Source organism: Kineosporia rhizophila (assembly GCF_021277265.1).
Taxonomy (GTDB): domain Bacteria; phylum Actinomycetota; class Actinomycetes; order Actinomycetales; family Kineosporiaceae; genus Kineosporia; species Kineosporia rhizophila.
In genome coordinates this window covers 1-24487 of the sequence record NZ_JAJSOH010000055.1, presented here as the reverse complement: position 1 = coordinate 24487, position 24487 = coordinate 1, and the positions used below count along the sequence as shown (strand labels likewise).

General features: G+C 71.3%; 15 protein-coding genes and 2 pseudogenes. 12 read left to right on the top strand and 5 right to left on the bottom strand.

What is annotated here, in order from left to right:
* Positions 1-376: TetR family transcriptional regulator C-terminal domain-containing protein (locus LWF15_RS35255; protein ID WP_232815352.1), on the top strand; the 376-nt coding region annotated here is incomplete at its 5' end.
* A gap of 75 nt (positions 377-451) precedes the next feature.
* Here the strand turns inward: LWF15_RS35255 and LWF15_RS35250 are convergent.
* Complete coding sequence (locus LWF15_RS35250; RefSeq protein WP_232815351.1) at positions 452-1270, bottom strand: alpha/beta fold hydrolase; 819 nt, start codon at positions 1268-1270, stop codon at positions 452-454.
* A 106-nt stretch (positions 1271-1376) separates the two neighbouring features.
* Here LWF15_RS35250 and LWF15_RS35245 point away from each other — a divergent pair, with 106 nt between their 5' ends.
* From LWF15_RS35245 to LWF15_RS35235, 3 genes are all read left to right on the top strand, one after another.
* Positions 1377-2309, top strand: a complete 933-nt coding sequence (locus LWF15_RS35245; RefSeq protein WP_332879963.1) for an AraC family transcriptional regulator — start codon at positions 1377-1379, stop codon at positions 2307-2309.
* Positions 2310-2474: 165 nt separating this feature from the next.
* On the top strand, positions 2475-4700 hold the full coding sequence (locus LWF15_RS35240) for a HelD family protein (protein ID WP_232815349.1): 2226 nt from the start codon (positions 2475-2477) through the stop codon (positions 4698-4700).
* A 141-nt stretch (positions 4701-4841) separates the two neighbouring features.
* A complete protein-coding gene (locus LWF15_RS35235; protein ID WP_232815348.1) occupies positions 4842-7130 on the top strand; it encodes a hypothetical protein in 2289 nt (762 codons plus the stop codon).
* An 8-nt stretch (positions 7131-7138) separates the two neighbouring features.
* Here the strand turns inward: LWF15_RS35235 and LWF15_RS35230 are convergent.
* A pseudogene (locus tag LWF15_RS35230) lies at positions 7139-7768 on the bottom strand (NADPH-dependent F420 reductase); the annotation flags it as partial.
* Between the two features lie 65 nt (positions 7769-7833).
* Here LWF15_RS35230 and LWF15_RS35220 point away from each other — a divergent pair.
* Positions 7834-8673, top strand: a complete 840-nt coding sequence (locus LWF15_RS35220) for a LysR family transcriptional regulator (RefSeq protein WP_269811372.1) — start codon at positions 7834-7836, stop codon at positions 8671-8673.
* A 69-nt stretch (positions 8674-8742) separates the two neighbouring features.
* Here the strand turns inward: LWF15_RS35220 and LWF15_RS35215 are convergent, their stop codons facing one another.
* On the bottom strand, positions 8743-9711 hold the full coding sequence (locus LWF15_RS35215) for an SMP-30/gluconolactonase/LRE family protein (protein ID WP_232815346.1): 969 nt from the start codon (positions 9709-9711) through the stop codon (positions 8743-8745).
* 136 nt (positions 9712-9847) lie between these two features.
* Between LWF15_RS35215 and LWF15_RS35210 the strand changes: the two genes are divergently transcribed.
* The 6 genes and pseudogenes from LWF15_RS35210 to LWF15_RS35185 all read left to right on the top strand — a co-directional run bounded on the left by LWF15_RS35210 (position 9848) and on the right by LWF15_RS35185 (position 19938).
* The gene (locus tag LWF15_RS35210; RefSeq protein ID WP_232815345.1) at positions 9848-10711 is read left to right on the top strand and encodes a helix-turn-helix domain-containing protein; all 864 of its coding nucleotides are present in this window, start codon (positions 9848-9850) and stop codon (positions 10709-10711) included.
* Positions 10712-10887: 176 nt separating this feature from the next.
* Complete coding sequence (locus LWF15_RS35205) at positions 10888-11775, top strand: calcium-binding protein (RefSeq protein WP_232815344.1); 888 nt, start codon at positions 10888-10890, stop codon at positions 11773-11775.
* A gap of 103 nt (positions 11776-11878) precedes the next feature.
* A pseudogene (locus tag LWF15_RS35200) lies at positions 11879-13462 on the top strand (TIGR02677 family protein).
* Positions 13459-14700, top strand: coding sequence for a TIGR02678 family protein (locus LWF15_RS35195; protein WP_232815343.1), 1242 nt, complete (start codon positions 13459-13461; stop codon positions 14698-14700). Before LWF15_RS35200 ends, LWF15_RS35195 begins: the two are co-directional and overlap by 4 nt.
* Positions 14697-18731, top strand: coding sequence for a TIGR02680 family protein (locus tag LWF15_RS35190; protein WP_232815342.1), 4035 nt, complete (start codon positions 14697-14699; stop codon positions 18729-18731). Before LWF15_RS35195 ends, LWF15_RS35190 begins: the two co-directional genes overlap by 4 nt.
* A complete protein-coding gene (locus tag LWF15_RS35185; protein ID WP_232815341.1) occupies positions 18724-19938 on the top strand; it encodes a TIGR02679 family protein in 1215 nt (404 codons plus the stop codon). Before LWF15_RS35190 ends, LWF15_RS35185 begins: the two co-directional genes overlap by 8 nt.
* A 94-nt stretch (positions 19939-20032) precedes the next feature.
* Here LWF15_RS35185 and LWF15_RS35180 read toward each other — a convergent pair whose 3' ends face one another.
* Together LWF15_RS35180 and LWF15_RS35175 are read right to left on the bottom strand one after the other, a co-directional pair.
* Complete coding sequence (locus LWF15_RS35180; protein ID WP_232815340.1) at positions 20033-21061, bottom strand: sporulation protein; 1029 nt, start codon at positions 21059-21061, stop codon at positions 20033-20035.
* 118 nt (positions 21062-21179) lie between these two features.
* Entirely contained in the window at positions 21180-23345 is a 2166-nt protein-coding gene (locus LWF15_RS35175) for an EAL domain-containing protein (protein WP_232815339.1), read from the bottom strand.
* Between the two features lie 133 nt (positions 23346-23478).
* On the opposite strand from LWF15_RS35175, the gene LWF15_RS35170 reads away from it, so the two are divergent.
* The coding region (locus LWF15_RS35170; protein ID WP_232815338.1) for a PAS domain-containing protein at positions 23479-24487 on the top strand (1009 nt) is incomplete at its 3' end.

Genomic DNA, 24487 nt, shown 5'->3' with positions numbered 1-24487 from the left:
TGCCCGGGAGGCTCTGCAGCAGCCGACTGCCTACCAGGTGGTGGAAAGCTTCCTTCGGGCGAACGCTGACGCGCTGACTCGTCCCGATCGTCCTGCCGGCTGTCTTTCCATCCAGGGGGGTCTGTCGGCCAGTAGCGGCAACGAGCAGATTGCTGAGTTCCTGGCCGCGAGCCGGCGCTCGGGTGAAGAGGCTCTGGCACAGAGACTCGGCCAGGCGGTGGAGGAGGGTGACCTGCCGGCCGACACCGATGCGGCGGCCCTGGCCCGGTACGTGATGGTGGTCAGCGAGGGCAATGCCGTTCACGCCGCGGCGGGGGCAAGCCGGGGGCAGTTGCATTCCACGGTCGATCTGGCGTTGCGGGTGCTGGGTTCCTGATCTCGTACGGAACCCGCAACGAGCGATCGGCGCGGTCCCCCCTGAGGGGGCCGCGCCGATCGTCCTCAGTTCAGGTCAGCCGGCGATCCAGGCCAGCAGGTCCTTGTGCCACTGCAGCTGCCAGTCGCCGTGCACGCCGTGCGGGGCGCCTTCGTAGATCTTCAGGGTGCCCTGCTTGACCAGCTTGATCGCCTTCTCGGCCGCGTTGGCCAGGGGCACGATCTGGTCGTCGTCGCCGTGCGCGATGAAGATCGGCACGTCGAGGGCCTTCAGGTCCTCGGTGAAGTCGGTCTCGGAGAACGCCTTCACGCAGTCGTAGGCCGAGACCAGGTCGGCCTGCATGCCCATCCGCCAGAAGTCGTCCTTGGCGCCCTGCGAGACCGGACGGCCGTGGTTGGCGCCGAAGAAGCTCTCGGACAGGTCCTTCCAGAACTGCGAGCGGTCGCTCAGCACGTTGTCGCGGATGCCGTCGAAGACCTCGATCGGAACACCGTCGGGGTTGGACTCCTTGGCCACCATGACCGGCGGGACGGCGCCGATGGTGGCGACCTTGGCCACGCGGCCGGCGGCGTACTGGGCGGCGTAGCGCACGACCTCGCCACCGCCGGTGGAGTGGCCGACGACGATGACGTCGCGCAGGTCGAGGGCCTCGATCAGGGCGGCGACGTCGCGGGCGTAGGTGTCGATGTCGTTGCCCGTGGTGGTCGAGCTGGAACGCCCGTGGCCACGACGGTCGTGGGCGATCGCGCGGAAGCCCGCGTCGGCGAAGACCTTGAGCTCCAGCGCCCAGGCGTCGCCGTTCAGCGGCCAGCCGTGGCTGAAGACGACGGGCTGCCCGGTGCCGTGCTCGGTGTAGTAGAGCTCGACGCCGTCGGGGGTGGTGATGGTGGGCATGCGCCTCTGGCTTTCTTCGGTGCTGGTGGGGTCCTGTCCAGGCTGCCACCCGTGATCATCGGGCACCTTGTTTGAGAGTTCGGCGCACTTGCGCGAAAGTACGGTTGTGTCCGGTGACCCGCTGTCAGCAGCTCTCGCGATGATCGATGCCCGGTGCGTGATGGCCCGGGCGATCCTGGCCGAGGGGCAGTGGTCGCTGAACCTGCAGGCGCACGCCCCGCTGATGCTCGTGGCCCCGGCCCGGGGGCAGTTCTGGCTGCGGGTGCCCAGCACCGGTCAGAGCATTCTGCTCACCGAGGGTGACGTGGCGGTGGTGCGCGGTGACCTGAAGCAGATCATGTCCAGCGGCCCCGAGCTGACTCCCACCGACGGCGAGGCCCTGTTCCGGTTCCACGGCGGCAGCACCGTGCACCTGAGCTCCACGCCCGACGTGGCGGTGGTCGGCAGCCACATCGCGCTCAACCGTACGGGGGAGGATCTGCTGCTGGCCGCTCTGGAGCCGGTCACCCACGTCAAGGCCACCGACGGCCAGGCCGCCACCCTGCACTGGCTGCTCGATCGCCTGCTCACCGAAATGGGGCATGACCAGGGCGGTTCCGACTTCGCCGCCCGGCAGTACGCGAGTCTGCTGTTCGTCGAGGTGATGCGGGGCTACCTGGCCGACCCCGCCGGTGTACCGCCCGGCTGGCTGCGGGTGCTCGCCACCCCGAGCCTGGCCCCGGCCGTGCACCAGATGCAGGCCGACCCCCAGCGCAGCTGGACCCTGGAAGACCTGGCCCGCACGGTCGCGATGTCCCGCACCACCTTCGCCGAGCGCTTCCGCGAGGCGGCCGGCACGCCCCCGCTGGCCTTCCTCACCCACTGGCGTATGCGCCTGGCGGAGCGAGCTCTGCGTGACGAGGATGTGACGATCGCGGCCCTGTCCCGCTCGCTCGGCTATTCCACCGAGTCGTCGTTCAGTCATGCCTTCAAGCGGGTCCACGGCATCGCCCCCGGGCTCTACCGGGCGCGGCGGAGACTGAGCGAGCCGGCCATGTGATTGAAGTATCACGAACTTGTGAGCAACCTTTCCGGACTTTCGCGCAAGCTTGGCCCGGAGGGGTGGGGGTGCCTTGATCCTTTCGTGACCTTTTCTCCCACCTCGGGCGCACCATCTGTCACATCATGTGGCTGTGTGCTCGGTCGCTGCGGGAGGGTCTGAGGAATGAGCGTGGGCTCTGCCGATCAGGACGAGATCGCGCTGGAACAGAAGTACTTCGACGCGGCCTGGGACGCCCGCGAACTCAAGCGGCAGTCGCTGGGAGGTGCGGCGAGCGCCTCGCTGGGCGGCAAGACGTCCGTCGCCGTGGCCAAGGAGGCCCGGGCGCTGGCCGAGCGGATCGGTGGCCCCGACGACGCCGTGGCCCTGGGGCGGTTCGACCGGGAGAGCGGCGAGACCTACTACGTGGGCAAGTGGCTGATCAGCGACCAGGACGGTGAGCCGCTGGTCATCAACTGGAAGGCGCCGATGGCGGCGCCCTTCTACGAGGCCAGCCACGACGACCCCCAGGGACTCGTGCGCAAACGGACGTTCGCGACCGAGCGCAATCGCATCCTCAGTTTCGACGACGTGGTCTATGCGGACCTCGCGGCCCGCGTGGGTGAGCTCACGGCCCTCGAGCACGAGGGCATCGACGACGCGGTGCTGCGGGAGCTGGACGCCGCGCGCTCGGGCGAGATGCGCGACATCGTCCAGACCATCCACGCCCTGCAGTACGAACTGGTGCGGGCCCCGCTCGAGCAGCTCCTGATCGTCCAGGGCGGGCCCGGCACCGGCAAGACCGTCGTCGGCCTGCACCGGGTGTCGTGGCTGCTGTACAACCACAGCGAGACCCTGGCGCCCTCGGACGTGCTGGTGGTGGGGCCGAACCCGACCTTCACCCGCTACATCCGCCAGGTGCTGCCCGGGCTGGGCGACCACCAGGTCGAGCATCGCGACCTGCGGGGCCTGGGGCTGCAGAAGGGCACCGGGCGCCAGGAGAGCGCCGAGGTCGTCCGGATCAAGGGCGAGCTGCGGATGCAGCAGCTGCTGATGCGGGGGCTGGTGCAGCGGATCCGCCTGCCGGAACGGGCCGGCCGGCTCGACGTGGGCCCGGCCGGTGATCCGGTGGCGTCGTTCTCCCGGCCCGAGGTCGAGGACGCGCTGCGGCGTTCGGTCAACCAGGCCCGCAGCTACGGCGCGGGCCGGGCGGCCATGCGCAGCTGGATCTCGGCGACCGCGGCAGTCCGGGCCCGTCGCGGTGTCGAGGTGCCCGACCCGGCGGTGGACGCTGCCCTGCAACGGGTCTGGCCCTCGCTCACACCGCAGATGTTCCTGCGCGACCTGTTCGGTTCCCGCGACCGGCTGCTGGCCGCGGCGGGGCAGGACTTCACCGCGGCCGAGGTGCAGATGCTGTTCCGCCCGGCCTCCGACCGGGTGTCCGACGAGGGCTGGAGCCTGGCCGACGTGGCTCTGCTCGACGAGACCGACCTGTTGCTGAACGGCAGCGTTCCGCAGTTCGGCCACATCGTCCTGGACGAGGCCCAGGACCTGTCGCCGATGCAGTTGCGTTCGGTGCGCCGGCGCAGCCGGACCGGTTCGTACACGGTGCTGGGCGATCTCGCCCAGTCGACCGGCCCGTGGGCCCGGGACACCTGGGACGACGTGGTCGAGGCGCTGCGGGTCCGGCATCCGGAATCGATCGTGCCGCTGACGCTGGGCTACCGGGTGCCGCAGCAGGTGTATGCGCTGGCGGCGCAACTGCTTCCGCATGCGGCGCCGGCGGTGGAGCCGCTTTCGGTGATCCGGCTCGGGCCGGCCGAGCCCGACCTGCGGCGGGTGCCGGTGGGGGAGTTGGGGGCCGAAGCGGTGCGGGCGGCCTGCGAGTACGCGGCGCGGGGGCTGTTCGTGGGCATCATCTGCGCGGACGAGCACCGGGCGGCCGTGGTCGAGATGCTCAACCAGGACGATGTTCAGTACCAGGACACGCGCGCCGGATCGCTGGGCAAGAGCATCAACCTGGTGGGGGCGACCGACGCCAAGGGCCTGGAGTTCGAGGCCGTCGTGGTGGTCGAGCCGGAGTCGATCGTCTCCGAGAGCACTCACGGGCTGCGGCTGCTGTACGTGGCGCTGACCCGGACGACGAAGTTCCTGACGGTGGTGCACGCCGGGCCGGTGCTGCCGATCCCGGCCGAGAAGCCGTCGGAGACCACCCAGGAAATCAAGGTGGTATCGCTTCAGGGACAGACTGTTTCGAAGGCTCAGAACGGTCTGGACGACTTCAGCGCCGAGTTCGCGGTCACCCTCGGGGCGCGCCTGGCCGAGAACGTGGCGGCCACCGCCCAACCGCGGCTGTGGAAGGCGATCGTGGCTGCCTTCGGCGAGGAACTGGAACGCCGCCGACCGAACTGACGTCCCCACAGGCGGTGACGTGCGCCCCGGGTACCGGGACCGGCAGGCTTCAGGTTCACATGCCTGCCAGCTGCTCGGGGGACCGCTGTGCTTGCTCGTCTCGGCCGTACGCGTCTGGTCGCGCTGACTCTCTTGCTGACCTTGCTGATTCCGGTGAACGCCCAGGCCCGGTCGACCGCAGAGGCGATCAGCGTTCCACTGCACTCCCGCCCGGCTGACGTCACCCTGATCGGTGCTTCGGCCAGTGGTGCGGCGGTGCTGCAGGAGGGTGCCGGAGCGGCCGATCCGGATCTGGTGAGAACGGGGGCGTGGGGAGAGTCCCTGGCTGCCCGGGCCGAGGTCGACACGAGGCCGGCGTTCCGGCAGATGTTCGAGCCGGGCCCGGTGGTCGGCGGGGAGCTGACCTGGAGCAGGTACAGCTACGGATCGAACAGCGGATCGAGCCGGCTCTTCCGCACCGATCTGCTGACCGGTGACACGATGGGCGACGGCCTGGTCTCGGGCCGGAACTACGCACTGACCGGGCCGACCTGGGTGAGCATGCCGGATCCGTTCGCCACCTATCCCTTCGGATCGAGCCGGTTGATCACGTCGCCGGTGGCGACGGCGCCCGGGCCCGACGGTGGCTGGACGTGGCCCGGCAGCGCGGAGTTCTGGAAGCCCGAGGCTTCTCTCGGCCCGATGGACTGGGACGTCCAGGGGACCGACGTCGTCATCGCAGTCTCACCCGTCGACCCCGAGCAGGAACAGCGGCTGCAGATCTTGTCGGTTCCCCTGGGGACCGGTCTGCCGGAGACCGTGCCGCTGGCCGTTCCCGTCACGGTCAGGTACTTCGACGATCTGGAGGTGAGTGCGAACGCGGTGGCCTGGAGCGGGGACGGCAAGGTGTGGGTGATGCCGCGCTCAGGAGGAACGCCGACGGTTCATGCCGAACGCAATGACGCTGCCTACCTGGACAGTCTGGTGGTGACCGACAGCGGGACGGTGGGATACCTGGTACCGGCCGGGGACGTCCGGGTCACCTTGAGGACGATCGACCGCGACGGGGTAACGGACATCGAGCTCCCGGCCGGGTCCGCAGGCCTCGCCGCGGTGGGGGACGACTTTGTGACCGCGACCGGCCGAGGGCCCGAGCCAGGGGTCTATCGCATCGGCCCGGACGGCGTCCCCTCTCTGGCCGCTACTTTCGACGCGCCCAAGTACACGATCGGCGGCTGGGATCTGAACGCCGGCACGCTCTACTACAGCGACCAGTCCGCCGGAAGCCGCTCGCGCGGCGCGGTCTGGGCCCGGGCCGTGGACGATTCCGGCTTGGGCGCGCGGAGGCGACTGCCTGCGGCCGTCGGAATATTCTTCGAGGCAGTAGACACCCTGCCGGCCTCGTTCTCCGCAGCGCGAGGTCTGGTCGGCAGCCCCGAGCACGGGATGCAATGGGACGTCCTTGAGCGCGGCCGACGGACCACATCGATCGAGCAGGCGCCGGTGAAGGGCAAGTACGGCAGGCAGTTCCAGACTCTGTCAGAAGTGAAGATCTCCGGCCCGTACACCTTGATCGGCGGGCAGGTGAACCGCGCGGACGGGGAGTTGCTGCACCTGTTGCCCAGGGCGGCCCGGCTCTCCGGGCACAGCGACATTTTCGGCTCCAACGTCGTGTACGCCAGCACGGCCGGTCGGAAGAGCCAGGTGTGGAGTGTCGACGTCGAGAAGCCACGCCCGGTGCGGCTCTTCGAGCAGTCCTGCTCCCGGGCTCTGCCGGTTGCCGTGTGGGCAGGCACCGCAGCCTGGCTCAGCTGCGATGCCTCTGAGGCCTTCGTGCAGGACCTCTCTTCCCAAGCCCGCCGTACTGTCCCAACCGGCATTACCTCCGCGGAGAAGGTCGACCTGGCCGTCGGGGAAGGCACCCTGGCCTGGGTGGCGGACGGGCAGGCAGGCGTCCTCGATCTGTCCGCGCCGGAAAGCACCCCGATTCCCTTGCCGGGCCGCACCCTTTCGCTGGCTCTCGACGGGCCGAGGCTCGCCCGGTTGCTCGACAACGGCAAGGCCGCCGCACCCGACCTGACCGTCGAGCGCCTTCCCTACCCCGTGCCCTCCCGGCCGCGCCTGATCGGAACGGTCCGCACCCTGGGGTTCAGCCCCGACGGCGACAAGGTGCGCGACACCTGGTCGCCCGAGTTCGACACCACCGAGCCGGTCAGAAGAGCGGGACTGAAGCTCATCTCGCAGCGGACCGGGCGCACCGTGCGGGTCCTCAGCACGGCCGAGACCGCCGACGGCAGCATCCGTGACCTGGTCTGGGACGGAACCACCGCCGCGGGCCGGAAGGTGCCGCAGGGCTACTACGCCTGGACTCTGAGCGCCTGGTCGGCCTCGGGCGTGGCGCTCACCTCGAACGGCCCGCCGATCTCCGGCCAGGTCGAACTCACGCGATAGGCCCCGGATCAGGCCTGGGTGGTGACGGAGATGTTGAACTTGGCGGTGCCCAGGGCCCGGACCGTGGCGAAGAACAGCGGGGCCACGTGCTCGGTGGCCAGCGCGGTGTCGATCCCGCCCAGGTCCAGGACCGCCTCGTCGGGCCAGCCCAGGTCGCCGAGCAGGCCCCGCACGACCTTCTTGGCGGCCTCGTCGTCACCGCTGACGAAGGCGGTCGCCCTCGGCAGCGAGGCCAGCGGGTCGACCATGATCGTGAAGTTCATCGTGTTGAGGGTCTTGACCACCCGAAGCTGCGGGAACCGGGCCTGTACCTGCTGCCCCACGCTGTCGCCGGGGTAGGCCATGGTCATCTGGGGCGAGAAGGCGGCCGAAGGATCCAGCACGATCTTGTCGGAGAGGGTCTGCTCGCCGATCTCTTCCAGGGTGCTGACCACGCTGGTGCCGGGGATCGCGGTGATCACCACGTCGGCGGAGGCGACGGCTTCGCGTTGGCCGACCACACCGGGTTCACCGGCGCGGCTGCGAGAGCCGTAGACCACCTGGTGACCGGCGGCCGCCAGTCGAGTGCCCAGCGCTGAGCCGACTTTTCCGGTGCCAAGGACTGCAATGTTCATGCCCCGATGCTGCCGCCGGCCGCCGCTCCTCGTCCAAGACCACCTCGATCAGGAGCGATACTCCACGGGTATCGTTGTAGCCTCGGGTGATGGAGACCCGGGAGCTCAGGTACTTCGTCGCCGTGGCGGAGGAACTGCATTTCGGCCGGGCCGCGCAGCGCCTGGGCATCGCTCAGCCGCCCCTGTCGCGCGCGATCATCCAGCTCGAGCGCCGGCTGGGGCTGACGCTGCTCGAGCGCACCAACCGCTCGGTCGTGCTCACCGAGGCCGGTGCGGTGCTGCTGCGCGAGGCCCGGATCGCGCTGGACGCGGTGGAGGCGGCCGAGCACCGGGCCCGAAGGGCGGCTGCGGGAGAGCCCGGTCTTGTGCTGGCGGTCAAGGCCGGCGCCTCGAGTGAACTGCTGGCCAAGTTGCTGCACGCTTACTCCGCCGAGCCCGGATCGATCCCCGTGGACGTTGCTCTGTGCGGTCCCGGCGAGCAGGTGCGGCTCCTGCGCAACGGCCGGGCCGACGTGGCGATCCTGCACCGGCCGATGGATGAGACAACCGGTTTCGACTTCGAAGAGCTGCGCACCGAGGGGCAGGTCGCGATCCTGCCGGCCGGGCATCCGCTGACCACGCGTACCGACCTCAGGTCGCACGAACTCACGGCCGTGCCCGACCTGCCCCTGCCGCGCTGGCCCGGTCCGGACGGCACCTATCCGGCGGGCCCGGGGCCCGAGGCGCAGAACCACGCGCAGTTGCTGCAGCTGATCTCGCTGGGCCGCACGCTGATGGTCTCGCCCGACTCCTGCCGTTCCCAGTTGCGGGACGACGTGGTGGCGGTGCCGGTGGTGGACGCCCCGCAGATCACCACGGTGATCGCCTGGCCCCCGCACAGCCGCTCACGGGCGCTCGCCGACCTGATCCGGACCGCGCTGCGCCTGTAGAACCTGGAACCCAACTGCTTGAGGACGTCGGTGGGCACCCTGGGTGGGTGCCCACCGACGTCCTCAGATTCAGTTCTTGATCAGTTGGGCGGTGAGCAGGTTCGGGTCCTTCTGGGTGGTGTACGCGGCGCTGGTGACGTAGACGGTCGTGCCCCGCACGGCCACCGCGGACGGGTTGGAAAGGCCGTCGACCTCGGTGAGGACCGTCTTCTTGGTGCCGTTTCCGTTGACCAGCACCACCTTGTTCTCGGTGACCAGACCGGCGATGAACTGCCGGCCCTGGCCGGTGAAGGCGAAGTCGTCGATGCCCTTCAGGCCGGTGGCGATCGTCTCGAAAGTCCCCGCCCGGGAACCGGACAGAGGTGTCGAGAGCACGGTGCCCTGGTCGAGGTTGGACACGTACAGGCGACCGTCGCGGACCTTGGCGCCGTTCACGCCGAAGAATCCGGTGGAGGCCAGATCCTTACTGGTGCTGAAGGTTCGGGTCCGGCCCGCGTTCTTTCCGGTGGTGGCAACGGAGTACACGGCGCCCTGGGCGGAGTCCGTCACGTAGAGGTTCCCCGTGCGGCGGTCCATCGCCATGCCGTTGGGCAGGCCCGCGGCCGGAAGGTCGGCGAGCTTGCGTGGGGTGCGGCCCTCCGTGAACGTCCAGATGCCGGTCTCAGCCTTCGTTCCGGTTGCGTAGGCGACGTAGAACGTGTCTCCGTCACGGATCAGGCCGGTGGTGACGGGGAAGCCCAGCAGCGGCGTCTTGGCCTCGGTGTCCTTGGGGGCCGGGAGGGTGGCCAGGATGCGCACCTGGCCCTGGCCGGTGACCCGGGCCACCTGCCGGGCCCCGGCGAGGGTGACGGCGACGCTGCCGTTGCGGTCCAGGACGACGTTCTCGGGCATCTGCCCGCCGGCCAGGTCGAAATGCACCTGCACAGCGGCTTTCGTGAGCGGAGGGGAGACGGCGGCGGCCGGGTCGGCCAGCAGAGTGCCGACACCGAGCAGGGTGCCGGCCGCCACGATGCTCTTGCGGGTGAAACGTGTGGACATGATCCTTCTTCCGAGTCGGCCCGGATGTCCGGGCGTCATCGACTATCTGCGGCGGGCCGCACCGGTAGCCAGGCTGTGTGGTGGCTATCCCCGGCAGGGACAGGCAGCCCGCGGGCGAGGCAGGCACACTGGGGTGGTGACCACTGGTTCTCCCGGCCCGCTGGGCGAGACGCTGCAGGCCTGGCGGGCGCGGATCAGTCCTGAAGACGTCGGTCTGCCCACCTACGGTGAGCGGCGGCGGGTTCCCGGCCTGCGCCGCGAGGAGCTGGCCCTGCTGGCCGGCGTCAGTTCGTCGTACTACACGCGGCTCGAGCAGGGCCACTCCCGGAACGCCTCTCCCGAGGTGCTCGAGGCGATCTCGAACGCGCTCGAGCTGAGCGACGCAGAGCGTCAGCACCTGCGCACCCTGGCCGGGGGATCCCGGCGGACCCTCCGGCCGCGACGACCGCCGGTGGAGCGTCTGGACTCCTCGCTGGCCGATCTGCTGGCCATGCTCGGCGACGTGCCGGGCATCGTGCTGGGCCGGCGCAGCGATGTGCTGGGCTGGAACCGGTTGGGCCACGCCCTGCTGGCCGGGCATCTGGACCCGCTCGCCCCCGCCGTCCCGGGCGCGCGCCCCAACATGGCCGAGCTGGTGTTCCTCGATCCACACGTGCGCGGCCTCTACACCGACTGGCCGGCGAAGTGCCGGGCCGTGGTCGGCAACCTGCGGCTGGCCGCCGGTGAGCATCCCGAAGACCCGCTCCTGGCCGCGCTGGTCGGGAACCTGTCGATGCGCTCACCCGAATTCGCCCGGCTGTGGGGCGATCACCGGGTGCAGCCGTGCGCCAGCGCCGACTACGCCCTGGACCATCCGCTGGTCGGCGCCCTGACCGTGACCCAGCAGTCGTTGCGGGCGATGCAGACTCCCGAGCAGGTTCTGGTCACCTGCACCGCGCCGGCCGGGTCGCCCGACACCGAGGCCCTGAACCTGCTCAGGCAGCTGACCTCGAACACCTGAGTCTGCCCGGCCGGGGCCTCGATAGGGTCCGGCCATGTCCACGTTGTCCCGCAGGGACTTTCCGATTCTCTGCCTGATCGGGAAGTCCCTTTGGGGCTTTGCAAACGTCCTTCACTAACTCGGCGCCTCTGGCACGGTGGAAACCGTCAACACCACCGAATCTGGAGGGGAATCACATGATTTCGCGTCGAAGCCGCTGGTCAGCGCTGGTGGGAGCCGCCGGCCTGGGATCCGCCGCACTGGTCCCGGTGCTGCTGGCCGGCCCGGCCCACGCCGAGGGGTCGATGGCCCACGCCGAGGTGGTCGGGGCCGGCGGAAAGCACTACCAGCTCAACTACTTCTCGGGCAGCGGCCTGCACCAGCAGCTGAAGCTGAGCGTCGAGAAGAGCGCCGACCAGGCCACCTTCGTCTACACCCTCGACGACACGGCCCAGATCCTGACCGGCGACCACTGCTCCTACCCCGACAACGCCGACCTGACCCGGGTCACCTGCGTTCTCGACAACACCCTGGGCGACAGCAGTTCGGCCAACGACCCGATCGGCCAGGTCTCGCTGGCCGACGGCAACGACGCCGTGACGTTCACCAACCACACCGACGTGCAGTTCACCCACATCCACCTCGGTGGCGGCAACAACTCCTACACCACCGGGCAGTCCGCGGCCCAGGACGCCGACGTCGACAGCGACGACGGCACCGACACCATCACCGCGGGCACCGGCGCCTCGGTTTCCTCCGGCGGCGGCCGCGACATCCTCACCTTCACCGGTGGCGCGGCCCAGGCCTGGGCCGGCGACGGGAACGACGAGATCCAGGGCGGGCCGGGCGACGACCGGCTCGACGGTGGCGCGGGCGACGACATCATCTACGGCAACGACGGCGACGACCACATCACCGGGGCCCAGGGCAACGACATGCTCTACGGCGGCCGGCAGAACGACACCATGTACGGCAACAGTGGCGACGACGTGATCTACGGCAACAGCGGTGACGACTACATCTCCGGCGGGCCGGGCGAGGACACGCTCTCCGGCGGCACCGGTACCAACACCGTCATTCCCTGAGGCAGCAGTTCCCGCCCCGCCGGGTTCCCTCCCGGCGGGGCTCCCCGTAGAACTTGATCACAACCCCGGTCCCTTTCCGGCCGATCACGTACGGTGTTGCCCAATGAACGCTGAGGGCGACGCGTGGGGTACCGGGCGGGCGGGGGCCGCCTCGCTGCCTTCCGACCTGTTCCGGTTCACCACGGGCGAGCGCAGCGAGGTGTACACGGCCGTCCTGCAGGTCTTCGGCGAGGCGAACGAGCGGCTGGAGACGGCGCTCGGGCTGGACGAGGTCGGCCGGCGGCTGTCCGGCCTGGGCTGGGTCCCGCTGACCGACGAGGACACGCTCTTCGACGTGCTGCGGCAACTGCGCTAGTGGCGCCTGCTCGAGGCGTCGCAGAACCACGCCGGCAACTACCGCACGGCCGACGAGTACGAGCGCCGCAACCTGCTGTACTCGCTGACCCGGCACGGTGAGGCGGCCCTGGCCGGGCTGGAGCACGCCGCCGCGGTGCTCGCCTCGGCCGGTGCTCTGCAGACCGCCGTGCTGGAGGCGATCGCCCTGCGACTGGGCGACCTGGCCCGGCTGGCGGCCGACCCGTCCACGGACGACCGCAGGGTCTTCACCACCCTTCAGGAACTGGAGGGGCACCTGGACGGCCTGCGCAGCAACACCACCCAGTTCAACGCCCAGCTGCAGCGTCTGCTCCGGGTCGAGGGCACCGACCAGCAGACCTTCCACGAGGTCAAGCAGGCCACCGTGGTCTACCTGAACGACTTCCTGGGTGACCTGGACCTGCGGGTGCGGATCATCGCCGAGGCGGTGGACGAGGTGGAGCGTCACGACATCGTCCGGCTGCGGCAGCGAGCGCTCGCGGGCGCGGAGCTGCCCCGGCTCAGCGCCGCCGACGATCCCGGGCCGGAATGGCTGCACCACCGCCGCACTCGCTGGGAAGGTCTGCGGGCCTGGTTCCGCCCGGACGACGGCAGCCCGGCCCGGGCCGAGCAGCTGCACACCGTGGCCCGGCGGGCGATCGTGACTCTTCTGCAGGCGCTGGACCGGCTGAACGAGAGTCGCCGCCGTTCCTCCGGGGCGGCCGAAGACCTGCGGGAACTGGCCCGGTGGTTCGCGGCGGCCCCGACTGAGAACGATGCGCACCGGCTCTGGTCGGCGGCTTTCGGTCTGGGGTCGGCGCGGCACGCCCATCTGCAGCACTCCGATCCGGAACTCGTCCCGCCCGGCACGGCGTGGGCCGAGGCGCCCCCGGTCCCGGTGTCGGCGCTGATCCGCACGAGCGGTCGCACCGAACGGTTCGGGCGTACGGGCAAGGTGCGTGACGTGGCCGCGGTGAAACGGGCGCGGGCGCAGCGGGCCCGCGCCGAGCGGGCCGAGCTGGAGGCGGCCCGGCAGGCCCTGGCCACCGACGGGCCGGTCCGGCTCAGCCGGATCGGGCAGCTCGACCACCAGACCTTCCAGCGGCTCCTGGACCTGATCGGAGGCGCCCTCGGCGCCGCTCCCGACGCGCAGGGCACCAGACGTCACCACTCCGGCGACGGTCAGATCGAAATCACCCTCTGGCCGGCCGAACCGGGGCCTCCCGCCGTGATCCGCACCTCGCACGGGGTCCTGACCGGTCCCGACTACCTGGTCCGGATCGACACCAGGACGGGTGCCCGCGGCGCCCGCAGCAGTGAGGTCGGGGCGTGAGCAAACTCCACAACCAGCTGGCCGGCGCCGAGCAGGACGAGGTGGCCCGGGGGGTGCGGCTGCTGCTGCGCAACCCGCTGATCACCCAGCGCACCGACCAGCCGGCCTTCGACCTGGTCCGGCGCCGGCAGGCCCCGCTGCAGAAGTGGTTCGACCACCACTGCGGCTGGACCGTCCTGGTCGAGCCCCGGCTGGGCTACGCGCGACTGGTGAAGGTCGGGGTCCGCGGCGACGCCACCCGCCCGGCCCGCCGCCCCCGCAGCGGCCGCCAGCCGTTCGACCGGCGCCGGTACGTGCTGCTCTGCCTGGTCGCGGCGGAGCTGCTGAACACTCCGGTCACCACGATCGGGCTGCTGGCCGATCGGGTCACCCAGGCCTGCGCCCTGGACGAGGCCGTCGGAGCCTTCGACTCCAGCCGGCAGGCCGAGCGGCGGGCCCTCGTCGACGTTCTGCGGCTGCTGGAGCGTTTCGGGGCGGTGACCGCGGTCGACGGGGCGACCGACAGCTATCTGGAGGGCCGCGCGGCGAAAGTGCTGTACGAGGTGGACGTCACGTTGCTGATCCGGCTGATGTCCGCCCCCCGCGGGGCCTCGACCCTGGCCGTGCCGGCCGGGCAGGTGCCGGCCCGCTTCGAGGAGCTCCTGCGCTCGCTGGTGGCCGAGACCCGTTACGGCACCGGGACGAGCGAGGGCGGCGAGGTCTCGGCGGTGCAGCGCAATCTGTGGTTGCGGCACTCGATCCTGCGGCTGATGTTCGACGAGCCGGTGGTCTACCGCCGCGACCTGAGCGCCGAGCAGCTGGACTATCTCGCCTCACCCACGGGCCGGCAGATCCTGCGCCGCGCCGCCGAGCAGGCCGGCTTCGTGCTGGAGGAACGGGCCGAGGGCTATCTGCTCGTCGACCCGGACGCGATCGCCACCGACGAGACGTTCCCCGAGGGCACCTCGCACGCCAAGGTGACCGCCCTGCGGCTGCTCGACGAGCTGCAGCCGCCGGGCCGGACCCGGTCCACGGCCGAGCTGACCGCCGTCACCCGGCAGGTCCTGGCCGACTTCCCCGGCTGGGCGATGAGCTACCGCGGCGATGCCGGCCCGCAGGCCCTGACCGCCCAGGCGGTGCAGCTGCTGGCGGATTTCGGGCTGGCCGAGCAGACCGGCGGCCTGGTCACCTCGCTGCCCGCGGCCGCCCGCTACGTGGTGGAGCTGACCGCACCCGAATCCGAGAGGACGCCCACGTGAGCGTTCAGAACCTGGACCAGCACCGGCACCGGCCCGAGCCCGCCGGTGCCGGGCGCACGCCACGCTGGCGCCCGGTCCGCGCGGGCATCCTGAACATCTGGCGCTACTACGACGAGGTCTTCGAGTTCCACCAGGGCCGCCTGCTGGTCCGCGGCCCGAACGGCTCGGGCAAGTCCAAGGCGCTGGAACTGTTGCTGCCGTTCCTGTTCGACGCCAGCCTGCGGGCCAACCGGCTCTCCACGTTCGGCACCGGCGACCGGGCGATGCACTGGAACCTGATGGGTGAGGGCGCCGGCGGGGCGGTGACCCGGGTCGGGTACGCCTGGCTGGAACTGGCTCTCGGCGAGGGGGAGTGGTTCACCTGCGGGGTGCGGCTCTCGGCCACCACCCGCACCAGCACCGTCAACTCCGACTGGTTCACCACCGACCAGCGCGTCGGGGTCGACCTGCACCTGCTGAACCCGGCCGGCCAGCCGCTGACCAAGGCCGCCCTGGAAGCGGCGCTGCACTCGCGCGGGACGGTGCACCCCAATGCGGGGGAGTACCGTAACGCGCTGCGCGGCAAGCTGTTCGAGAGCATGAACGAGGCCCGGTACGACGCCCTGATCACGGCGCTGCTGCAACTGCGCACGCCGAAACTCTCCCAGCGGCTGGACCCGGGCCTCCTGTCCACCCTGCTCTCCCGGGCGCTACCCCCGCTCGACCAGGGTGACATCGCCGAACTCGCAGAGGGTTTCGAGCGGCTGGACCGCCAGCGGGAAGAGCTGCGGCGCCTCGCTGAGATCGTGGAGGCGGCGCGAACGGTTGCCCGGCAGGCCCAGACCTACAGTCGCAGAGTGCTGCGGGCTGCGGCCGCCGGGCTGATCTCGGCCACCACCGCGCTGGAGAATGCCAGCCAGAAGGCGCGCGAGAGCGCCGCCGACTACGAGCGGGTGGTGGCCGACCTGCAGGAGGCCGACGAACGGGGCCGGGTGCTGGCCGAGCAGATCGCCGCTCAGGAAGCCCGGATCGAGGGCCTGACCAGCAGTGAGGCCTACCGCGAGGGCCGGGAGCTGGACGATCTGCGCACCCGCGACGAGCAGGCCCGGGCCCGGGCCGAGCGCCTCGCCCGCACGGCCGAGAGAGACCGGGCCGAGCTGCGGGGCCTACGGGAGCGGACCCGGCAGCGGCAGGAGATCCTCGATTCGGCGACGCGGGAGCTTCAGCAGAGCCTCGAAGCCCTGACCCGGACCGCGGAGCGGGTCAACCTGAGCGCCCGCGTCCCGGCCCCCGGGGCCACGGTGGACGCGGCGGCCGCCCGCCGGCTGATCACCGTCTCGGTCGGCACCCGGCGCCAGGAGATCGCCGAGATCCGTGCGGCGCTGGCCGGTCACCAGCGCGCCGTACAGCGTCGCGAGCAGGCCGAGACGGCCAAGGACGAGGCCCTCACCCGGCGCCAGGAAGTGCGGGCGGTGCTGGAACGGGCCGAGGACGACTTCCGGGCCGCGCTGGCCGAGCAGAGCGAACGACTTCTGCGGTGGGCCAACGAATGCCGGCTCCTACAGCTCGACCCCGCGGTGCTCAGCGCGGCCGAGGCCGACGAGACCCAGGTGCGAGAACTGGTCTCCCAGGCCCGGGACGGGGTGGTGGCCGGGATCGCGGCCGAACGCTCGGGCCTGGTCGGCCTCCAGAGGCGGGCCGCGGCCGAACACGCGCAGATCCAGGCCGATCTGGAGAAGATCAGCAGCGAGGTGCATCTGCCCCCGACGGCACCCCTGACCCGCACGGCCTCCCGCCAGGGCCGCTCCGGCGCCCCGCTGTGGCAGCTGATCACCTTCCAGAGCCAGGTCCCCGCCTCCGTCCAGGCCGGGATCGAGGCCGCGCTCGAGGCCAGCGGGCTGCTGGACGCCTGGATCACCCCCACCGGGCAGACGCTCTCCGTCGAGGGGCACGACGTCTTCGCCCGCAGCAGCCGCCCAGCGGTGCGGGGCCCCAGCCTCGCCGACGTCCTCGCCCCCGAGACCGACCCGGCCGTCGCGCCCGCAGTGATCAACGGTGTGCTGGCCGCCGTCGCCTACGGCAATACCCTGCCCGCGAGCGCGGATGCGGCGATCGGCGCCGACGGCAGCTGGCGGCTGGCCGCCCTGCAGGGCTCCTGGAGCAAGCCTGAGGCGGGCTTCATCGGGGCCACCGCCCGGCAGCGGGCCCGCCGGCAGCGTATCGCCGAACTGACCGAGCAGCTCGAGGTTCTGGCAGCCCAGCTGGACGAGGTCGGGCAGGCCCTGGACGAGTTGTCCGAGCGGGAGAGCCTGCTCGCGGCCGAGGTGCGGGCCCGGCCCGGGTTCGAGCGGGTCGCCGAGGCGCAGAACGGGGTGTGGCAGGCCCAGGCCGCGCTCACCACGGCCGAGGACACCGTGATCCGGGCGCAGGACCGGCTGGCCGAGGAGGAGGTCGCCGCCGGGCAGGCCCTGCGCACCCTGATGAGCCAGGCCTCCGAGCGGAGGCTGTCGGCCGAGGAGGCGGCGCTGGCCGAACTGGAGCTGGCGCTGGCCGAACTGAGCACGGCGGCCGAGACCTGGGCGTCCGCCCACCTGCTCGCCGGAACGGCCGCCGACGCGGTGAACCTGTTCGCCGGCCAGTGCGCGAACGCCGAGCGAACCGCCGGACACAGCCGGCAGGAGGCGGAGACCGCCCAGACCGAGGCCGAGGCGCTGACCCACCGCCGCAAAGCCGTTGAGCAGGCGATCGGTTCCACCTACGAGCAGGTCCTGGTCGAGGTCCAGGCCGCCCGGCAGCTGCGCAAGACCGCCCTGCGCGAGCAAGAGCACTCGAGCCGGACCCAACGTGAGCTGGTGGGGGAGGAGGGCCGGCTCCGCAACGCCCGCGAGCGGGATCTGGAGCTGCACCAGGATGCCCTCGGGGTGCGGGACCAGGCCGCCGACGGCGTGCACGCGCTCCTGGGTGGGCATCTCGTGCAGGATGCGGGACTCGAGCTCGACCTGGGCGAGCGCGAGGGATCCCGGGCGGCGCTGGAGGCGGCCCGGGCGGTGGCGGCCGCGTGGCCCACGATCCCCTACGAGCATCGCCATCTCACCGCGGCCCAGAGCAACCTGATGGAGACGTTGCACGCCCAGCAGGACACCCTGGCCCGGCGGGCCGACCTGGAGATGGTCACCGAGCACGAGGTCGCGGTGCTCAGCGCCTCGATCGGCGGGGTCCGGACCAGCGCCGCCACCCTGCTGCACCGGCTGCGGACCGAACTGGAGGGCAGCCAGGACGACATCACCGGGGCCGAGCACCAGCTCTTCGACCGCACCCTGACCGGTGACACCCGGCGGCACCTGGCCGCCCGGATCCGGCAGGCCGGGGAACTGGTCGACACCATGAACGAGCGGCTGGCCATGGTGCGCACCGCCTCCAGCGTCGCGGTCCGCCTGACCTGGCAGATCGACCCGCAGCTGCCGGCCGGTACCCGGGCCAGGCGGGACCTGCTGCTGAAGGACCCGGTCCGGCTCTCCGAGGACGACCGGCAGGCCCTGCACGTGTTCTTCCGCCAGCGGATCGAGCAGGCCCGGGCGGCGAACACGGCGGCCAGCTGGGAGGAACAGCTCGCCGAGGTCTTCGACTACACCGCCTGGCACCACTTCCAGGTCGACGTCGAACGGGGCAAGGGGCTGGGCTGGGAGAAGCTGACCAGCAAGCTGCACGGTGCGCTGTCCGGCGGGGAGAAGGCCATCGCCCTGCACCTGCCCCTGTTCGCCGCCATCGCCGCGCACTACCAGGCGGTGCCGCTCAGCCCCCGGATCATCCTGTTGGACGAGGTTTTCGTGGGAGTCGACACGGTCAACCGGGGGCAGGTGTTCGCCCTGCTGGCCGCCCTCGACCTGGACCTGGTGCTGACCTCCGACCACGAGTGGGGCACCTACCGGGAACTCGACGGCATCGCCGTGCACCAGCTGGAGACCGGCAGCGGCCTGGACCAGGATGACGCCGTGACCAGTGTGCGGTTCACCTGGGACGGCGCCGAGCTGCGCCCCGACGCCGATGACTGAATGGGCCCAGGCGCCGTCGTTGCGCCCGCTCTGGCAGGCGCTGCACGAACGGCTCTCCTCAGGGCAGCCGGTCAGCTCGGTCCGGATCGGGAAAGACTGGAACGAGAACGAACGGACGGCGGTGGCGGACCTTTTGGGGTTGGAGCGGGTCCCCGCTCCAGGCCGTTCGCTCGCGCTGTCGCGGATCGAGGCCGCAGTGGCCGAGATCGGCGGCGCCGAACTGCGCGTCGTGGTCGAGCAGGTGGTGGGCCCGATCGGTGACCGCCGCAGCGAGCGTTCCCAGGCCCAGGACGAGCGGCGTCAGTTGTGGGCGCAGCTGCGGTCGTGCCCGCCGGTTCAGGCCGAACCGGCTCTGCTGGAGTGGGTTTCCTACCTACAGGCGAGCGGGTTGGTGGGCGGATCGGTCCCGGCCACGCAGGCGCTGGTCTCGCAGGCGCTGAGCGTGCTGGACGCCCTGCCGGTTGAGGGGTTGCCGCTGCCGATCCTGGCCGACCGGGTCCTGCACGATCCGCACGCCCTCGACGAAGGACACCGGCTGGCCACCGTCGTGCTGAGAGGGCTCGCCTACCGCTACGGCCCGGAGCTGAGCTCACGTGGGCTGTGGTCCCGGGCCGGCGTGGACACCGACGAACTGTCATCCACCGTGCTGGTGGCCGGACTGGCGGCCCGGGGCGGAGGTTCGGCGCCGGCCGTCCTGAGGGCCGCGGCCGCAGCCGGTGAGGCCGCCGTCCTCACTCTGCAGCAGGTACGCAACCTGGGCGTGGCCGAGTGGGACACCGGGATCGTCCACGTGGTGGAGAACCCCAGCGTCATGGCCGCCGCACTGAGACGGTTCGGCACCCGGTGCCCGGCCCTGGTCTGCGGGTCCGGCTGGCCCAGCGCCGCCGGCGTGCTGCTGCTGCGCCGGATGGCCGCGTCAGGCCTGCCGATCCGCTACCACGGCGACTTCGACGGCGACGGCCTGCGCATTGCCGCGCACCTGGTGGCCAAGGTCGGGGCCGTGCCCTGGCGCATGACGGCCGCCGACTACGACCAGGCCTACGCCCGGCGGCCGAGCGGTCCCGACGCCGGGCGGGTCAGCGACGTGCCCTGGGACACCGAGCTCACCGCCCGGCTCCGGCAGACCCGCACCACGGTCACCGAGGAGTCGGTGATCGATGTTCTTCTGGAAGACCTGAGCGCCGCTCTGGGCCCGGGAACCGGGTGAGACCGCAGTCCCACCCGGTTCCCCAGCCACCGACCGTGGTGCGGCTACCGGGGTAGCCGCCCAAGGACGTCTTCAAACGGGGGTTCGGGGAGGATCAGGCCTCCTCGTCGCCGCCCTCGTCGCCTTCGTCACCCTCGAAGACCTCTTCGAGCATCTCGCTCGCGACGTAGCCGGCCGCCAGGCCGCCGACCGCGCCCATGGCCATCCCGGCCATGCCCGAGCCGCCGGAGCGGTGGCCGCCGTGGTGGCCCGAGTGGCCGTAGCCGCCCTGGCCGAAACCACCCTGCTGGAAACCGCCCTGGCCGAAACCACCGCCGAACCCGCCGCCGTGGCCGCCGAACATCGACTGCCGCTGGGTGAGGGCCTGCTGCACCCAGCCCTCGACCACGCGCACCCAGTCAGTGGTGTCGGCGTCGGCGTGGGCCACCGTGTACCGGCCGAAGCTGTCCTGGCCGGAGCGGAAGAGCCCGCCGCGCTTGTCGAACTCCAGGATGACCTGGACGGTCTGCGGGTTGGTGACGAGGGTCAGCTCGACCTCGTTGATGGTGCCGGCGAACTGCTGCGGCGGGAAGAACTCGATCTCCTGGTAGAACGGCAGCGTCTGGTGCACGCCGTAGACCTGGCCGTACTCCAGGTCGGCCGACTTGAACACGAAGCCGAGCTGGGTGAAGGCGTCGAGGATGCGCTGCTGCACCGGCAGCGGGTGCACCTGGATCGGGTCGAGGTCGCCCTTGTCCACGGCGCGGGCGATCGAGACCTCGGTGCGCACGCCCATCACCATGCCGCGCAGCGGCTGGTTGTAGACGGCGGTGATCGGCGTCTCCCAGGGCAGCACGATCTGGAAGGGCAGCGAGGTCTGCTGACCCTCGGCCAGGCGCATCGGGCCGCTCACGGCGACCTTGTGGAACTCGCCCACGGCGCTGTGATCGCTGTCGCCGGACTCGATCTCCATCCGGGTGACCAGGCTGAGCGAGACGTGCTCGATCTCCACGTCGGAGTTGCCCCCGACCAGGTTGACCTGCCCGGTCAGCACCCCACCGGGCTGGGCACCGGGGGCCGACAGCACGGTGTCGACGCTCGGACCACCGATCCCGAGGGCACCCAGCATCTTCTTGAAGACCACGTAATCTCTCCTGCGCTCAGGCGTCGGACACGATGCGGGCGGCTCGCCCGCACGATCACGAACGCTCGACGGGCGGCAATTGTCCCCGCGCAGGCCTCGGGAGTTCTCCCGAGTGCGATCAGGCCGTGGTCCGGTCGAGGTGCGGCAGGGCACCGGGCTGGCTCAGGTGGTAGCCCTGCCCGTACTGGATGCTGAGCTGACGCAGGCAGGTCAGCTCGCTGGCGTTCTCGATGCCCTCGGCGATCAGTGCGGCCCCGGTCTTCACCCCGAAGGCCTGCAGCGAGGCGGCCAGGGCCTGCTTGGAGGGCTGGCGGTCGATGCCGCGCACCAGGCTGATGTCGAGCTTGATGAAGTCCGGGACCAGGGCGAGGATGTGGTGCATGCTGGCGAAGCCGGCCCCGGCGTCGTCCACCGCCACCCGCAGGCCCTTGCGCCGCAACGCCTTCAGGCTCGAGTTGACCGAGTCGTAGTCCTCGATCGCCTCGTGCTCGGTCATCTCCAGCACCACCCGGTCCAGCGGCAGCTCGTTCATCAGCCGGTTGAACTCGGGGGTGAGCAGAGTGCTGGGCGAGGTGTTCAGCGACAGGAAGCCGGCCATGTCGGCCAGCCCGGCGGCGGCCGCCTGCAGCGCCTTCAGCTCCAGCTGCGGGCCCACCCCGTAGGTCGCGGCCATGGTGAACCACTCGCCCGGGGTCGGGCCGCCGCCGGGGAACCGGCTGAGCGCCTCGTAGCCGACCGGGCTCAGGTCCTCCAGGTCGTGGATGGCCTGGTAGACCGCCGAGGGCCCGCCCTGGGCCAGCAGCCGGTCGAGGTCACGCAGGAACCGGTGCCGCCGGTCGTCGCGGGTGTCCTCCGACTCCACCAGCCGCATCACCACGTCGCCCACACCGCGCAGCACCTGGGCGTCGCGTTCGCCCAGCTCCGGGCTCTCGGTGGTGGAGAAGGCGCACAGCGTGCCGTAGAGGCCGCCGTCGCTGTTGTGCAGGGGGACACCCAGGTACGAGCCGATGTTCAGGCGGTCGGTCACCGGCAGGTCGCGCAGCAGCGGGTTCTGCCGGGTGCTGCGGGTGACGGCCGGCAGGGAGCCGTCGGCGATCATCCGGCAGTAGCTGCCCTGCGCCGGCTCGACGAAACCCTCCCGGATCGGCAGGTCGATCGAGGTGACCAGGTTGCGGAACTGCCGGTTGTCGCCCTCGAAGCGGTTCACGAACACCACGTCCATGCGCAGCTGCTCCTTCAGCAGCTCCAGCACCGCATCGACGTTCTGCAGCGGGTGCGGCAGGGACTTCTGGGTCTTCGGGCCGGCCCCCGAGCGCTGGACGGGGATCGGGCCGCCCTTCTCCTTGGCCCGCTTCTTGTCCACGTACATCTCGGCGTCGGCCTTGCGCCAGGCGTCCAGCAGTCCTTCGCTGGCACTGCGCTGGGCCATCCCGACCGAGACGCTGACCCCCACCTCGGCCAGCCGGTCGATCACGTCGGCGACCACGCGCCGGGCCTGCGCCAGCGGAGTCTGCGGCAGCAGGACGCCGAACTCGTCGCCGCCCAGCCGGGCCACGGTGTCGGAGCTGCGCAGCCGGGCCGACAGCTCGGCGGCGGCCCGGACCAGGAGCTGGTCGCCGGCCTCGTGCCCCTCGGTGTCGTTGATCTGCTTCAGCCCGTTCAGGTCGAAGATGACGATCGTGGCGGTGGTGCCGAACCGGGCGGCCCGGTGCTCCTCCCGCGACAGCGCCACGTCCCAGGCCCGCCGGTTGCCGATCGAGGTCAGCACGTCCTGGTGGGCGGCCTGCTCGCTGCGCTCGGCGCGCCGCACCTCCTCGGCCAGCTGCAGCTCGTGGGCCAGCAGCACGCCGAGGATCTGGGCCTGCCGGTGCACCACGCCGACCACGTCGGGCAGTTCCGGGTGCCGGGTGCTGCCCAGCCCGCACAGCGTGCCCAGCATCAGGCCGTCCGGCGCCGACACCGGCACCGTGACGCACGAGCGGGCCTGTAGACCGGTACGCCGCACGAGTTCGCTGATGGTCGCGACCTCGGACACGTCGGGGGCGCACATCGGGGCCAACCCGTCGATCACCAGTGCGCAGACGCTGTCGGCCCAGGGGAGCACCTGCCCCGCCGCCAGGCCCAGCCGGGCGTCCACCGCGGCCAGGACGACCTGATCGGTCCCGTCCCGCCGGGACACGTGCCAGGTCTCCAGTCCCACCCGGTCGCGCAGGTCCTCGAGGATGAGCGTGGCGGCACTCTCGAAGCCGGTGGGATCGGCCGAGGTGGTCAATGAGAAAGTCACAGCCGGCTGCTCCTGGTCCGTCACGCACCGCGCCCGAGGCGGGCTCCACGGATCCTTCTTCTCGGCCGCCGGGGCGCCCGGCTTGACCGTCGCAGCAGTCAAGTCCGCCCGGCCCCGGGGCGATGACCCAGGCATGGAGCAATCACGTGGGCCGGGCGGTGAGCTGACCGCGGATCTGCGCAGCCAGGTCTTCGACGCGTTCCCGGACGCGGTGGTCCTGATGGACACCTCCGGCCGGGTGGTGGACTGCAACCGCGCTGCGGAGACGATGTTCGGCCGGTCCCGGGCCGAGCTCGCCGGGGTCCTGAGCCACCAGGTCGGTCTCCCGGACGAGGCCGACCTGCGCACGATCGAGCGGGACGGCGCCTGGTCCGGTGAGGTGCCCCTGCCCTCGGTCCCCGACGGGGTCGCCGTGGCCCTGGTGATCGCGTTGCGCGACGCGACCGGCCAGGTCGCCGGCTACGCCCGGATCAAGCGGGACGTCACCGCCGAACGGGCCACCGCCGCCCGCCTGGAGCGGGCCGAGAAGCTGTGGCGCACCATGCTCGAGGTGGCGCCGACCGGCCTGGCCCTGGTCAGCCTGGAAGGGCGCTTCCAGCGGGTCAACCGGGCCCTGTGCCGGATCCTCGGGTACTCGGCGGACCAGCTGCTGGGAATGACCTTCCAGGAGGTCACCCACCCCGACGACCTGGCCGGTGACCTGGGCCTGGTGCACCGGCTCCTGGGCGGCGAGATCGACCAGTACAGCCTGGAGAAGCGCTATGTCCACGCCCACGGCTACCCGGTCTGGGTGCAGTTGTCGGTGACCGTGATGCGCGACGGTGACACCGGCCGGCCCGAGCAGTTCGTCGCCGCCGTCGAGAACGTCACCGCCCGGCGCCAGGCCGGGCAGCGGCTCAGCGCGATCATCGCCGGGGCCAGCGACGCGGTGGTCGGTATCGCCCCGGCCGGTTACGTGACCGAGTGGAACGCCGCGGCCGAGAGGATGTTCGGCTACAGCCGGGCCGAGGCCTACGGGCGCGAGCTGAGCAGCCTGATCGTCCCGCCCGAGCAGCGCCCGGCGCACCTGGAGGGGCTGCGGCGGGGGCGCGAGGGCGAACAGCCCCGGCTCCCGGGCCGGCCGACCGAGGTCGACGCCCTTG